The organism is uncultured Modestobacter sp. (genome assembly GCF_947486615.1).
Taxonomy (GTDB): Bacteria; Actinomycetota; Actinomycetes; order Mycobacteriales; family Geodermatophilaceae; genus Modestobacter.
In genome coordinates, this window is the sequence record NZ_CANKUD010000009.1 from 116,682 (window position 1) to 130,089 (window position 13,408).

Sequence of the window (13,408 nt, forward strand, 5' to 3'; positions counted from 1 at the left end):
CGGAGGTCACATGGAGCTGCACGAGCGGGACGAGCGACGGGCCGCGGCCGAGGCGGTGCTCGACGACCTGGCGGCCGCCGGCGTGGTCGGCGTCGTCCTCCCCTGGGTCGACACCAGCGGGATCACCCGGATGAAGTCCGTGCCACTGGCCCAGCTGCCCAGCGCCGCGCAGTGGGGCGTGGGGATGAGCCCGGTGTTCGACGGCTTCCTGGTCGACGACTCGATCGTCGCCGGCACCCACGCCGGCAGCGCGGTCGGTGACCTGCGACTGCACCCGGACCTCTCCCGGCTCACCGTGCTCGCCGCACAGGAGGGCTGGGCCTGGGCGCCGGTCGACCGGTACACCCAGGACGGTGTCCCGCACGTGCAGTGCTCCCGGTCGCTGCTGCGCCGGCTCGTCGACGAGCTCGCCGCCGACGGCCTGAGCGTGCGGGCCGCGTTCGAGGTCGAGTGGGCACTCGGCGAGCCCGGGGAGGACTTCGTGCCGGCGCTCTCCGGCCCGGCGTACGGCCTGACCCGGCAGATCGAGGTCTCCGACTACGCCCGCGACCTGCTGGCGGCGCTGGCCGCGCAGGGGGTGGCCGTCCACCAGTTCCACCCCGAGTACGCAGCCGGCCAGCTCGAGGTCTCGGTCGCCGCCGAGGACCCGGTCGGCGCCGCGGACACCGCGCTGCTGGTGCGGGCCACGATCACCGCGGTGAGCATCGCGCACGGGCTGCGGGCGTCCTTCTCCCCGAAGGTGACCGCCGACGGGGTGGGCAACGGCGGGCACGTCCACCTGTCGCTGTGGCGGAGCTCTCCGGACGGGCGGCCGGAGAACCTGATGGGCGGCGGCTCGGGCACCTTCGGCCTGACCCCGGACGGCGGGGCGTTCGTCGCCGGATTGCTGCAGCACCTGCCCGGACTGCTGGCGGTCGGCTGCCCGAGCGTCGCCTCCTACCTGCGACTGGTGCCCTCGCACTGGGCGGGCACCTACGCGGTGTGGGGGCTGGAGAACCGCGAGGCCGCCGTCCGGTTCGTCACCGGGCCGAGCGGCCACCGGCAGGAGGCGGCCAACGTCGAGGTCAAGTGCGTGGACGCCGCCGCCAACCCCTACCTGCTGCTGGCCGGCCTGCTCGCTGCCGGCTCCGCGGGGGTGCAGGCCGGCACCGCCCTGCCTGATCCGGTGGGGATCGACCCGGCGACATTGAGCGAGGCCGGACGGCGGGACGCCGGGATCACCGAGCTGCCCTCGTCGCTGGGCGAGGCGGTGGCCGCGTTCGAGCGGGACGAGGTGCTGACCGCCGCGTTCGGGCCGGAGCTGTCGACCACGATCGCCGAGGTCCGCCGGGGCGAGGTCGCGCTGTTCGACGGGGCCTCCCCGGAGGACGTCACCGCCGCCGTCCGCTGGCGCTACTGAGCACGCCCCGCCACCAGTTGACCATCGGCGAGTGACTGCCGCCCACGGCGAGCCGGCCAGCCACTCGCCGATGATCGACATGGTCGTCAGCCGCGGGCCGAGCCGGCGACCAGCGGTGCGGCATCGGCAGGCAACTCGTCGTCGGGGTCGTCGAGCAACTCCCGCAGCCGCGGGTGGCGGGCGAGCCGGCCGCGGGCACGGTGCAGGCGCACCCGCGCCGTCCCCGCGGTGATCCCGACGATGCGCGCGGCCTCCGCCGGGCTCAGCCCGTCCCAGGTCGTCAGCGTGACCAGCTCGCGGTCCAGGTCGCTGAGCGTCTCCAGGACCAGCCGCACCACCTCGCCCCGCCGGTCGTCGGTCGTCGGGCTGGCCGGGGGCTGCTCGACGACGTCCGTTCCTGATGCCACCGGCCGCCGCGGGACGGCGCGGTGATGGGCGACGACCAGCCGCCGGGCCACCCCGTACAACCACAGGCGACGCTCTTCCCCCGAAGGCAGGTCGGCACGCCGCCGCCAGGCGATCAGGTAGACCTCGGCGAGCAGGTCAGCAGCGTCCTCGGACGACGCACGCCGGGTCAGGTAGGCCAGCAACGGTGCGCGGGTGTCGAGGAAGAGCGCCTCGAACTGCGCTTGCTCGTCGCTCATCGCACACCGTGGTAGCGGTAGCCGGGGTCCGCATCGATGACCGGCAGGACGTCGTGGGAGCAGGCGTGAGAATCCGCCACCGTGTCCAGCACGCCCTGGCGATCCCCCGACGCAGCGGCTTCGGCGAGTGGGCGGAGCCACCAGCGGTAGGAGGCGTCCTGGTTCGGCGCCGACTCCGTCGGATGCGGCTCTCCGTGGTCCTCCGCGAAGGTGAGGAAGGGCTCCCAGGACACCGAGTCGGCGAGTGCCTGCGTCGCGACGGCGCGCGCCGGGACGTCTCCGGCGTCATCGGCGGCCACCCACGCGTCGGCCCACGTGCAGACCGCGGCGCCGGCGATAGACGAGCGCAGATGGCTCTCCGTGATGAGCGAGCCAGGTTCCGGACGACCGTCGGAGTCCAACGCCCACTCACGCTGGGCCTCGTAGCCGGGTGCGAAGGAGATGTCGGCCGTGACCTCCTCGACCACCTGCCGCAGGTCCGTGCCACCCAGATCGAGCATCTCGCCCGATCCCCCGGCCCCCACCTCCCAGCCGGTCAGCTCATCGCCGGTCCTGGTGGACAGGAACTCGGCCGCTGCCGCCGTACCGCCGCCGGCCACCGCGACGACCAGCGCCGCGGTGGCCAACCGGGTCGCCCGACGACGGCGGCGCGCGGCCACCTGCCGGTCACCGATCAGCGCCAGTCGCCGCTGCTGCAGCTCGTCACCGGTCGTCGGCTCGGCACTCATCGACCTCTGCACCCGCGACCAGACCTCGGCGAAGACCCGCTCGTCGTCCACGGTGGCAGGCCGCTCCGCCACGCCCGAGCGCAGCAGTGCATCGAGCCGCTCGTCGTCCTGGTCGTTCATCCTGTCGTCCTCCGGATCGGGGTCCGCGGTGCGCGACCCTCTCACCGCACTCATGTCGAGGCGTTACACCCGGCTACGGCACCCGTTGGCCGTTCGTGCCGGCCGGAAGCTGGCGGCACCGAGACCGCAGTCTCCGACCGAACCTGCATCAACCGGTGGAGACTTTCTCGACGATGTGCGTTTACATCGGTGCTCGGTGGAGGTAATTTTCAGTTGCCGCTGGCGTTTCGCCAGAGGCAGCGACAACCGCACTCCCGCACGACACCGGAGGTACGCAGCCATGATGCTGACTTCCTACGACCCCTTCGCGTCCACGTCCTCGGTCTTCCGGGCGCTGGACCAGCTGACCGGTCGCACCGGCACCACCACCGCCCGACCGCTGGCCGGCATGCCGATGGACGCCTACCGGGTGGGTGACAACTTCGTCGCCCACTTCGACCTGCCCGGCGTCGACCCCGGCTCGATCGACCTCTCGGTCGAGGGCACCACGCTGACGATCAGCGCCGAGCGCTCGGTGCCGCAGATCGAGGGCGCGCAGTGGCAGGTCGCCGAGCGGCCGTTCGGCAGCTACACCCGGCAGCTGGTGCTGGGCCGCAGCCTGGACACCGACCGGCTGGAGGCCAGCTACCACGACGGTGTGCTCACGGTGAGCATCCCGGTCGCCGAGAAGGCCAAGGCCCGCAAGATCACCGTGACCCGGGCGGACACCCCGGCCGCGGTGGAGGCGCACACCATCGACGGTGAGCAGCCCGCCGTCGAGAGCTGACCGCCGCTGCGCCCACGTCGACAGCCGATCGACACCCACGTCGACGGCTGGTCGACGACAACCCGGGAGGGGCGGGACCGCAGGGTCCCGCCCCTCCCGTCGTCTCCGGAGGAGCCATGAGCACCGACCCGCTGCAGCGCCTGGACGACCCCGACCACCCGGTGCTCACCATGAGCCAGGCGGCCGACCTGCTCGGCGTCCAGGCCGCCTTCCTGCGCAGCCTGGACACCTCCGGCGTGCTGCACCCGCACCGCTCCCCCGGCGGCCACCGCCGGTACTCCCGGCACCAGCTGCAGCTGGCCGCCCGGGTGCGCGTGCTGCTGGACGACGGCCACCTGCTCAGCTCCGCCCAGGTGATCGTGCAGCTGCAGGACGACCTGGCCGACGCCCGCGCCGAGCGCGACACCGCCCGCGAGGAGCTGCGCGACCACCGCCGCTGAACGCGGGGGTCAGGGCTCCAGCACGAGCTTGCGGTGGGCGGAGGCGACCTGCCGCGCCCAGACGTGGGCCACCTCGGCCAGCGGTGCCCGCTCGACGTCCACGGTGATCCGCCCGGCGGCGGCGTGCCCGGTGAGCTCGGCCCAGCCGCGGGCCACCACGTCGCCGGGCACGTGCCGGGTGGTGTAGCCCAGCAGGTCGACCATCGCCTCCCGGAAGCCACCGGCCACCAGCTCGGCCGCCGGTGCCGCCGAGTGGCCGATCTGCACGTGCCGCATCCCCCGCCGGGCCGCCCCCATCGCCGCCAGCGCCGGGGTGCCCCAGACCGGGTCGATGGTCACGTCCACCCCGCCGCCGGCCGCGTCGCGGATCCGCCCGGCGAGGTCGGCGACCGGCTCGTCGTCCGACAGCTGCACGGTCGCGTCGGCACCGAGGTCGGTCAGCCGCCGCAGCGCGTCGCCGTCCCGGGCCGCGGCCACCACCCGGCCGGCACCGAGCACCTTCGCCGCCTGGACGGCGATCGTGCCGAGCACCCCGCTGGCACCGAGCACGAGCACCGTCTCCCCCGGCTGCAGCCGGGCCCGCCACTGCAGCGGCAGCCAGGCCGCCAGCCCGGCGATCCCGCACGCCACCGCCAGTCCGTCGTCCAGCCCCTCGGGCACGTCGAACAGCGAGCCGGCCGGCACCAGCGTCCGCTGCGCCATCGAGCCGAACGGGGCGACGCAACCGTTGAAGTACACCCGCCGACCGTCCACGGTGCCGACGCCCTCACGCCCGGCGACCGAGGGGAACGGCGGCTTGGTCACGAACACCCCCGCGGCGATGGCGACGTCCACCGGGTTGACCCCGGCCACCCGCACGTCGACCAGCACCTGCCCGTCCGCCGGGACCGGGTCGTCGAAGGAGGCGAAGGTGGGGGTGCCGGGCTCGGTGAGCACTGCTGCGTCCATGGCCCGACGCTAGAGGTCGCCGGCGGCCACGGCTCCCCGACGGCCCCTAGACCAGGGCGGGGAGCAGGAGGAGCACGGTCGGCACGAGCAGGAGTGCGACCGCGCAGACCAGCGCCATCCACCGCGCTCGGGCCGGCAGCGGGTCGGCCGGGGCGAGCAGCCGGCGCACCCGGACGGCGACCGGCCCACCGCTGACCGCCAACGCCCCCTCGGGCACCTGCCCGCCGGAGCCGCCCGCGGCCGCGACGATCGCCGCGGCCAGCGTGCGCCGCGGGTCGGGGCCGGTCAGCGATCCCAGCGCCACGTCGTCGGCGCGCATCTCCACCAGGTCCCGGACGGCGTCGTGCGCGCGGTCGGCCGCCGGCAGCACCGGCAGCGCCGCCCGCCAGGCCACGAACGGCAGCAGCAGCAGGTGGTGGTGCTCGCGCAGGTGCGCCCGCTCGTGCGCGACGACGGCGTCCAGCTGGGCCTGGTCGAGCTCGGCCACCATGCCGGAGGAGAGCACCAGCAGCGGCCGGGCGCCGGGGATGCAGAAGGCGACCGGCGCCGGGTGGTCCAGCAGCAGCGTCTCGTCCTCGACCGGCGCCTCCGCGCCGGGCCGGACGACGAGCTCCAGCAGCGCCCGGTGCCGCCGGCGGGTGCGGGCGGTGCGCACCCCGGAGAGCAGCAGCACGCCCAACAGCTCCAGGGCCAGCACCGCAGCCAGGGTCTGGGCCACCCAGTGGTCGCCGCGCACGACCTCCTCCGCCGGTTGCCGGGTGACCCAGTGCCACCACGCCTCGGGCAGCGAGTGCCCCCAGGGCGCCAGCCCGTGCACCAGCAGCGCGCCGATGATGGACAGGCCCCCGGCCAGCCCGATCGCCTGCCAGCAGACCAGGGCCGCCAGCGGGTCGCGGCGCGGCCAGCGGGCACGGGCGATCACCGCCGGCACCGGCCAGGCCAGCATCGCGGCCAGCACCCCCAGGGCGAGCGCGGTCGCGGGGAGCACGGTCAGGCGGCCGGGTCGTTCCCGGCGCCGGCGAGCAGCTCGCGCAGCATCCGCATCTCGTCGTCCCCGACGCTGCCGACGAACCGGGCGAGTGCCGCCTGCCGGTCACCGGCCTGGCCGAGCACCTCGTGCATCAGGTCCGCGACGTGGTCCTCCCGGGTGCCCAGCGCCCGGAACTGCCGCGGCCGGGAGTCGTCGTGGGAGACGAAGCCCTTCTGCTCCAGCCGGGTGAGCACGGTGTGCACGGTGGTCAGCGCCAGCCCACGGTCGGTGAGCTCGTCGCGCAGCCGGGTGGCGGTGACCGGTGCGCCGACGGACCACAGGTGCTCGAGCACGGTGCGCTCCAGCTCTCCCAGCGTGTTCATGGGTCCCCCTGTCGGCCAGCTCACACGGCGTGTCTTCTACATCTCGTAGAAATAGTTGTTCTACCTGGCGTAGAAAGAACTCGTCGATCGTACGTCAGCAACTGGAGGAACCCCGGTGGACGTGTTGGACATCGCCCGGTGGCAGTTCGGGATCACCACCGTCTACCACTTCCTGATGGTCCCGCTGACCATCGGACTCGGGATCCTGGTGGCGGTCATGCACACCATGTGGGTGCGCACCGACAAGCCCGAGTGGCTGCGGATGACCCGCTTCTGGGGCCGGGTCTACCTGATCAACTTCGTGCTGGGCGTGGCCACCGGCCTGGTCCAGGAGTTCCAGTTCGGGCTGGCCTGGAGCGAGTACAGCCGCTTCGTCGGCGACGTCTTCGGCTCGCTGCTCGCCCTGGAGGCGCTGCTCGCCTTCTTCCTCGAGTCGACCTTCCTCGGCCTGTGGATCTTCGGCTGGGGCCGGATCCCGAAGAAGGTGCACCTGGCCACGCTGTGGGCCGCGGTCATCGGCTCGATCGTCAGCGCGTACTTCATCATCGCGGCCAACTCCTGGATGCAGCACCCGGTCGGCGTGGTCACCGACGACGCCACCGGCCGCCCCGTGCAGGTCGACTTCTTCGCGGTGCTGAGCAACAACACCGCGCTCGCCGCCTTCAGCCACACCATCGTCGCCGCGCTCATGGTCGCCGGCGCCGCGCTGGTCGGCATCGGCCTGTGGCACCTGCGCAAGCGGAAGCTGGCCGGCGCCCCGACCACCGACCCCGACCACCACGTGTGGCGGCGCTCGGTGCGGCTGGGCGGGTACGTCTCGGTCGCGGCCTTCCTGCTCACCGCGGTCACCGGCGACTACCAGGCCAAGCTCATGTACGAGCAGCAGCCGCTGAAGATGTCCTCGGCCGAGGCACTGTGCACCACCGAGGCGCCCGCGCCCTTCTCGATCTTCGCCTTCGGCAAGCTGGGCTCCAACGAGTGCGACGAGGTGCACTCCTGGACCGTCCCCTACCTGCTCTCCTACCTCGCCCACGGTGACTTCTCCACCGCCGTCCCGGGGGTGAACGAGCTGCAGGAGGAGTACTCGGCCGCCTACGGGGCCACCTACCCCGACGACCCCTCGTTCGGCGACAAGGCCGGCGAGCCGATCGACTACACCCCGCTGCTGGCGGTCACCTACTGGAACTTCCGGCTGATGATCGGCATGGGCATGGTCTCGGCGGCGGTCGGCGGCTACGCGCTCTGGTCGACCCGCAAGGGCCGGGTGCCGACCAACCCGATCGGCGTCTACGGCTCGGTGCTGGCCATCGGCGCCCCGTTCGTGGCCAACGCCTCGGGCTGGATCTTCACCGAGATGGGTCGCCAGCCCTTCGTCGTCTACCCGAACCCCGACGTCCCGCGCGAGGACCAGGTCTACTTCTTCACCGCCCAGGCCGTCTCCCCCGGCGTGACCGCGACCGAGGTGTGGACGTCGCTGATCGGCCTGACCCTGGTCTACGGGGCGCTGGCGGTGGTGGAGCTGTGGCTGCTCACCCGGTTCGTCCGCCGCGGGGTCACCACCAGCGACGGGGCCCCCACGCCCGGGCACACCCCCGAGGGCTCGCCGGACGACGACGTCAGCGGCGGCGCCGACGTCACCCCTGGCAGCGCCAGCACCCGGCGCGACTCCGACGACGACGTCCTGTCCTTCGCGTACTGATCCCCGACTGATCGAGAAGAGCTGACATGGACCTGCAGACGCTCTGGTTCGCCGCGGTCGCGGTGCTCTGGACCGGTTTCCTGCTGCTGGAGGGCTTCGACTTCGGGGTCGCCGCGCTGATCCCGGTGATCGGCCGCAAGGCCGCCGACCGGCACCTGATGCTGCGCAGCATCGGCCCGCTCTGGGACGGCAACGAGGTCTGGCTGATCACCGCGGCCGGCGCGGTCTTCGCCGCCTTCCCCGGCTGGTACGCCACCTGGCTGCCGGTGCTCTACCTGCCCTTCGTCCTGGTGCTGTTCGGCCTGATCATCCGAGCGGTGGCCTTCGAGTGGCGGCACTCGCACCACACCGCGCAGTGGGACAGCACCTGGACCCACGTGATCACCGCCGGCTCGCTGATCGCCGCGCTCGGCGTGGGCGCCGCCCTCGGTGGCACCACGCTGGGCCTGCCGATCGACGGTGACGGCATCCGGGTGGGCGGTGCGTTCGCCGGCGTCACCTGGTCCGCGCTGCTCGGCGGGGTCGCCCTGCTGGCCTGGTCGACGGTGCACGGCGCGGTGTTCCTGGCGCTGAAGACCGACGGCCCGGTGCGGGTCGCCGCCCGCCGGTTCGCCGTCCGCTGGTCACCGGTCGCCGCCCTGCCGCTGCTGGCCTGGGCGGGGCTGGTGCACCTGCGGTCGGGCACGTTCGTCACCGGCGCGCTGTGGCTGGTCGCCGCGCTGGCCGTGCTGGTCTCCTGGACCCGGATCCGGGTCGACCGCGAGGGCCAGGCGTTCACCGCCTGGGCGGTGGTGATGCTGGCCTCCGCCGCGACGATCTTCGGGGCCGTGTACCCGGTGGTGGTCGTCTCCTCGATCGACCCGGCGTTCTCGGTCACCATCGCCGAGGCCTCGGTCAGCGACTACACGCTGACGATCATGACCTGGGCGGCCGGTGTCGGGCTGCCGGTGGTGCTGGGCTACCAGACCTGGACCTACTGGGTGTTCCGCAAGCGCCTCACCGCCGAGCCGGAGACCCCGCACACCGAGGAGCCGGTGAACGCATGACCTCCCCGCACCCCACCGGCCATGTTGGCCAACATGGCCGCTCGGCCGGGATGGCCGCGTCCCCGGCGCCCGGCCAGGTCGGCGAACCTGGCCGCGCCGGGCGGGGGCCGTTGGGGGCGCTGGCGGGGGTGCCCGGGCTGACCGGGGCGCTGGTGCGGGCCGCGGTGGTCGCGCTGGTGCAGACCGCCGGGGTGGTGCTGCTCGCCGCCGGCCTGGCCCGCGCGGTCGCCGACGTCGCGGCCGGGACGACGCCGGGGACGGCGCTGCTGGTGGCTCTCGCCGGGGTCGCGGTCCGGGCGCTGGGGTCGTGGGCCGGTGGCGTGCTGGCCACCCGGGACGCCCGCCGGGCCGAGGACACCCTGCGCCGCCGGCTGCTGGACCGGCTGCTGGCCGGCGAGGGCGAGGCGGTCACCGCCGCCGGTGGCAGCGGCCCGGCCGCGGTGCTGGCCACCACCCGGCTGCACGACCTCGGCCCGGCGCTGGCCACCTACCTGCCGGCGCTGGCCCAGACGATCGTCGTCCCGCCGGTGGTGCTGGTGGCCATCGGCGTCACCGACTGGCTCTCCGCACTGCTGGTCGCGGTCACCCTCCCGCTGGTCCCGCTGTTCATGGCGCTGGTCGGGCTGCACACCCGGGACGAGACGGCCGAGGCCGCCCGCGCGCTGGACCGGATCGCCGGGCACGTCGCCGAGCTCGTGCGCGGGCTGCCGGTGCTGGTCGGCCTGGGCCGCGCCGCCGACCAGCTGGCCGCGCTCGCCGAGCTGGGCGAGTCGCACCGCCGCCGCACGCTGGCCACGCTGCGGATCGCCTTCCTCTCCTCCCTGGTGCTGGAGGTGCTCGCCACGCTGTCGGTCGCGCTGGTCGCGGTGACCGTCGGGATCCGGCTGGCCGACGGGACGATGAGCCTGGACGTCGGCCTGCTCGCCCTGCTGCTCGCCCCGGAGGCCTTCGCCCCGCTGCGGGCGCTGGGCGCTGCGCACCACGCCTCCGAGGACGCCGCCGAGGCCGCCGCGGCCGCCCGCGCGGTGCTCGCGACCCCTGCGCCCCGGCCGGTCCTGGCCGTCCCGCCGGCCGGTGAGCTGCGCGGGCTGACCATCACCGGCCTGACCGTCGCCTTCCCCGGCCGCGGCGCTCCCGCGGTCGAGCGCCTCTCCTTCGCCGTCGAGCCCGGCGAGCTGGTCGCCCTGCGTGGGCCCAGCGGCTCGGGCAAGTCCACCGTGCTCGCCGTCCTCGCCGGGCAGCTGCTGGACGGCGGCACCGCACGGGTGGACGGCGCCGTGCTGGCCCCGGCAGACGTCGCCGTCGTGCCGCAGTTCCCGCACACCGTCGCCGACACCGTGCTCGACGAGCTGCGCCGGCACGCCGGGGAGGTGCCGGAGGAGCGGGCCACCGACCTCGCCGACACCGCGCTGGGCTGGGTGGACGCCGCGCACCTGCGCGACCGCGCCTGCCGCACCCTCTCCCCCGGCGAGCTGCAGCGGGTCGCGCTGGCCCGGGCTCTGGTGCGGGTGCAGCGCGGCGCCCGGGTGCTGCTGCTGGACGAGCCGACCGCCTCCCTCGACCCCGCCGCCACCGCCCGGGTCACCGAGCTGCTGGTGCGGCTGCGCGGCTCGCTCTGCACCGTGCTGGTCACCCACGAGCCGGCGCTGGCCGCGCTGGCCGACCGGGCCGTCGACCTGCCCGGCCGCACCGCCGTCCCGGCGTTGACCACCGTGCCCGGGCCCGAGCGCGCCCCGGCGGTCGCGCCGGCCGGTGAGTCGCCGGGTGCCCCCACGAGCGGCGCCACGAGTTCGGCCGCCCCGACCACCGGGCTCTCCTGGCCGCGGCGGGCGGTCACCCGCGCCGTCGGCTACGGCGCGGCGTCCAGCGCCTTCGGCGTCGCGCTCACCGCGGTGTCGGGCTGGCTGATCGTCCGGGCCGCCGAGCAGCCGCCGATCCTCACCCTGATGGTGGCCATCGTCGGCGTCCGGGCCTCGGGGCTGGGCCGGGCACTGTTGCGCTGGCTGGAGCGGCTGGCCAGCCACGACGCCGCCTTCCGGCTCGCCTCGGACACCCGGCTGCGGCTGTGGCGGGCGCTGATCGCACAGGGCCCGGCCGCCGACCGCACACCGGGCCGCGCGCTGGCCCGGCTGGTCGGCGACGTCGGGCTGCTGCAGGACCTCTCGGTCCGAGCGGTTACCCCGCCGCTGGTCTCCGGCATCGTGCTCGCCGGGACGACAGCGGTGCTGACCCTGCTCGAACCGAGGGCCGGCGCGCTGGTGGCCGCGGTTCTGCTCGCCGCGGTGCTCGCCGTCCTCGGGGTGCACCGGTGGGCCGACCGCGGAGTGGCCCGCACCGCCGCCGAGCTGCAGACGGTGACCCTGCGGGAGACCGCCGGGACGCTGGAGGCCGCCGGCGACCTCCGGGCGCACGGGCTGGCTCCGGCTGCGGCCGACCGGCTCGACGCGCTGGGCCGCCGCCAGGGCCGCGCTGCCCAGGCCGGTGCCGCGGCGGCCGCGGCCGGCGACGCGATCGCCGTGCTGGCCTCCGGATCGGCCGCCGTGCTCGCACTGTGGGCCGGGGCCGCGGCGGTGCGCGCCGGGGAGCTGAGCGCCCCGGTCGCCGCCGTCCTCGCGCTGGCCCCGCTGGCGCTGCTCGAGCCGCTGACCGCGCTGGGCGCCGCCCGCCGGCACCGGCTGGCCTGGGCCGACGCGCGGGCCCGGGTGGAGGCGGTGCTGGCCGAGCCGGTCGCCGCCGACCCCGCCCCGGCCGACCGGCTCACCCCGCCGCGGCCGGTGCGCGAGCTGGCCACCGAGCACCTCACCGCCGGCTGGCCCGGCCGCCCCGGCGTGCTGCGCGACCTCGACCTGGTCGCCACCGCCGGCCGCGGCTGGCTGGTGGTCACCGGGCCGTCCGGGTCGGGCAAGTCGACGCTGCTGTCGGTGCTGATGGCCGCACTGCGGCCGGCATCGGGCGACCACGTGCTCAGCGACGGCGGCCGGCCGGTGCCGGTGGCCCGGCTGACCCGGGACGACGTGCAGGCCGCGATCGCCTGGTGCCCGCAGGACGCGCACGTCTTCGACGCGCCGCTGCGGGCCAACCTGGCGCTGGCCCGGCCGCGCGGCGAGCTCGCCGGCCCGGCGGGTGAGCAGGCGATGCGGGCGGCCATGACCGACGCCGGGCTGGATGCCCTCCTGGTCTCGCTCCCCGCCGGCCTGGACACCCCCGTCGGCGCCGGCGGCACGTCGCTGTCCGGCGGGGAGCGGCGGCGGCTGGCCGTCGCGCGGGCGCTGCTGGCCGACCGCGAGGTGGTGCTGCTCGACGAGCCGACCGCGCACCTGGACCCGCCGACCGCGGCGGCGCTGGTGGCGGACCTGCGCCGGGCGCTCGCCGGGCGGCTGGTCGTCTGCGTCACCCACGACCGCGACCTCGCCGGGGACGACGACACCCTGGTCGACCTCGGCACGCACGCACAGGTGGCGGCGCGCCGCTGACCGTTCCGAGACCCTGTGGTCCGCGGGCCACCCGGTGATCCTCGGTACGTGAGCCTGGCCCAGCGCTTCACCGCCGCCCTCGCCGCGGAGACCGCCGGGAGCGAGGACGACGACGGGCACCTGCTGCCCGAGCGGCTGGCCCGGGTCGTCACCCGGGTGCTGCCGGTGGACGGCGCCGGCCTGAGCGTGCAGCTGTCCCGGCTGGGCCGCTGCCCGCTCGGCGCGAGCCCCGCCGCGGCAGGACGGGCGGAGCGGCTGCAGTTCACCGTCGGCAACGGGCCGTGCCTGCTCTCCGTCACCACCGGGCACCCGGTGTTCCTGGTCGCCGAGGACCTGCAGCGGCGGTGGCCGGTCCTCGCCGAGCTCCTGCTGGAGCAGACGCCCTACCGGGGCGTGGTGTCCCTCCCGGTACGGCACGCCCTGGCCGGCACCGGGGCGCTCGACCTCTACCTCACCGACCCGGCGGGCGTGGCCTCGCTGGACGTGTTCGACGCCGTCGCCGTCGGCGACCTGGTCGCCGCGGCGCTCACCGACGCCGCCGTCTGGTCGACCTGGTCGGAGGCCGAGGGCCCGCACTGGCTGCACAGCCCGCCGGCCGAGCGCCGGGCCGCGGTCTGGCAGGCGGTCGGGCTGACGTCGGCCGCCCTGGACCTGGACGCCGCCGAGGCCCTGGCCGTGCTGCGGGCGCACGCCTACGGGGCCGGCCGCACCGTCGACTCGGTCGCCGCGGACCTGGTCAGCGGCCGCCTGGTGCCCGCCGACGTCGTCGGGCGGCCCGGCGCGGGCTGAGCG

12 protein-coding genes are annotated in these 13,408 nt (G+C 75.4%); 7 read left to right on the plus strand and 5 right to left on the minus strand.

Annotated elements, in window-relative coordinates; genetic code table 11:
* Positions 1–10 precede the first annotated feature (10 nt).
* Positions 11–1,399, plus strand: coding sequence for a glutamine synthetase family protein (locus tag Q1A09_RS16645; RefSeq protein WP_299957266.1), 1,389 nt, complete (start codon positions 11–13; stop codon positions 1,397–1,399).
* 86 nt (positions 1,400–1,485) lie between these two features.
* Here the strand turns inward: Q1A09_RS16645 and Q1A09_RS16650 are convergent, their stop codons facing one another.
* Entirely contained in the window at positions 1,486–2,043 is a 558-nt protein-coding gene (locus tag Q1A09_RS16650) for an RNA polymerase sigma factor (RefSeq protein ID WP_299957269.1), read from the minus strand.
* Positions 2,040–2,891, minus strand: coding sequence for a hypothetical protein (locus Q1A09_RS16655; protein WP_299957271.1), 852 nt, complete (start codon positions 2,889–2,891; stop codon positions 2,040–2,042). The genes Q1A09_RS16650 and Q1A09_RS16655 overlap by 4 nt, the downstream gene beginning before the upstream one ends.
* A 283-nt stretch (positions 2,892–3,174) precedes the next feature.
* Between Q1A09_RS16655 and Q1A09_RS16660 the strand changes: the two genes are divergently transcribed.
* Both Q1A09_RS16660 and Q1A09_RS16665 read left to right on the plus strand, forming a co-directional pair.
* A complete protein-coding gene (locus Q1A09_RS16660) occupies positions 3,175–3,657 on the plus strand; it encodes an Hsp20/alpha crystallin family protein (RefSeq protein ID WP_299957273.1) in 483 nt (160 codons plus the stop codon).
* Positions 3,658–3,773: 116 nt separating this feature from the next.
* Positions 3,774–4,097 carry a MerR family transcriptional regulator gene (locus Q1A09_RS16665; RefSeq protein ID WP_299957276.1) on the plus strand — a complete coding sequence of 108 codons (324 nt, stop codon included), beginning with the start codon at positions 3,774–3,776 and terminating at the stop codon, positions 4,095–4,097.
* A gap of 9 nt (positions 4,098–4,106) precedes the next feature.
* On the opposite strand, the gene Q1A09_RS16670 is transcribed toward Q1A09_RS16665, so the two are convergent.
* From Q1A09_RS16670 to Q1A09_RS16680, 3 genes are read right to left on the minus strand one after another with little or no spacing between them, the layout of a single operon-like run.
* Positions 4,107–5,045, minus strand: coding sequence for a zinc-binding dehydrogenase (locus Q1A09_RS16670; protein ID WP_299957279.1), 939 nt, complete (start codon positions 5,043–5,045; stop codon positions 4,107–4,109).
* Positions 5,046–5,091: 46 nt separating this feature from the next.
* Positions 5,092–6,033, minus strand: a complete 942-nt coding sequence (locus Q1A09_RS16675) for a M56 family metallopeptidase (protein WP_299957282.1) — start codon at positions 6,031–6,033, stop codon at positions 5,092–5,094.
* Positions 6,034–6,035: 2 nt separating this feature from the next.
* Positions 6,036–6,398: a BlaI/MecI/CopY family transcriptional regulator gene (locus Q1A09_RS16680; RefSeq protein WP_299957284.1), complete on the minus strand. Its 363-nt coding sequence runs from the start codon at positions 6,396–6,398 to the stop codon at positions 6,036–6,038.
* Positions 6,399–6,513: 115 nt separating this feature from the next.
* Here Q1A09_RS16680 and Q1A09_RS16685 point away from each other — a divergent pair, with 115 nt between their 5' ends.
* Genes Q1A09_RS16685 through Q1A09_RS16700 form a run of 4 tightly spaced genes read left to right on the plus strand, consistent with a single transcriptional unit; the run spans position 6,514 to position 13,405 of the window.
* Positions 6,514–8,097 (plus strand): cytochrome ubiquinol oxidase subunit I, encoded by a 1,584-nt coding sequence (locus Q1A09_RS16685; protein ID WP_299957287.1) that lies wholly within the window; start codon positions 6,514–6,516, stop codon positions 8,095–8,097.
* 26 nt (positions 8,098–8,123) lie between these two features.
* Positions 8,124–9,143, plus strand: coding sequence for a cytochrome d ubiquinol oxidase subunit II (gene cydB / locus Q1A09_RS16690; protein WP_299957290.1), 1,020 nt, complete (start codon positions 8,124–8,126; stop codon positions 9,141–9,143).
* On the plus strand, positions 9,140–12,616 hold the full coding sequence (gene cydC / locus Q1A09_RS16695) for a thiol reductant ABC exporter subunit CydC (protein ID WP_299957292.1): 3,477 nt from the start codon (positions 9,140–9,142) through the stop codon (positions 12,614–12,616). Before cydB ends, cydC begins: the two co-directional genes overlap by 4 nt.
* A 48-nt stretch (positions 12,617–12,664) precedes the next feature.
* Positions 12,665–13,405 carry a GAF domain-containing protein gene (locus Q1A09_RS16700; RefSeq protein ID WP_299957294.1) on the plus strand — a complete coding sequence of 247 codons (741 nt, stop codon included), beginning with the start codon at positions 12,665–12,667 and terminating at the stop codon, positions 13,403–13,405.
* Positions 13,406–13,408: the final 3 nt, after the last annotated feature.

Bases quoted from the DNA above. Each gene is read 5' to 3' on its own strand.
- Q1A09_RS16645 (WP_299957266.1), top strand. From the start codon at position 11: ATGGAGCTGCACGAGCGGGACGAGCGACGGGCCGCGGCCGAGGCGGTG.
- Q1A09_RS16650 (WP_299957269.1), bottom strand. From the start codon at position 2,043: ATGAGCGACGAGCAAGCGCAGTTCGAGGCGCTCTTCCTCGACACCCGC.
- Q1A09_RS16655 (WP_299957271.1), bottom strand. From the start codon at position 2,891: ATGAACGACCAGGACGACGAGCGGCTCGATGCACTGCTGCGCTCGGGC.
- Q1A09_RS16660 (WP_299957273.1), top strand. From the start codon at position 3,175: ATGCTGACTTCCTACGACCCCTTCGCGTCCACGTCCTCGGTCTTCCGG.
- Q1A09_RS16665 (WP_299957276.1), top strand. From the start codon at position 3,774: ATGAGCACCGACCCGCTGCAGCGCCTGGACGACCCCGACCACCCGGTG.
- Q1A09_RS16670 (WP_299957279.1), bottom strand. From the start codon at position 5,045: ATGGACGCAGCAGTGCTCACCGAGCCCGGCACCCCCACCTTCGCCTCC.
- Q1A09_RS16680 (WP_299957284.1), bottom strand. From the start codon at position 6,398: ATGAACACGCTGGGAGAGCTGGAGCGCACCGTGCTCGAGCACCTGTGG.
- cydB (WP_299957290.1), top strand. From the start codon at position 8,124: ATGGACCTGCAGACGCTCTGGTTCGCCGCGGTCGCGGTGCTCTGGACC.
- cydC (WP_299957292.1), top strand. From the start codon at position 9,140: ATGACCTCCCCGCACCCCACCGGCCATGTTGGCCAACATGGCCGCTCG.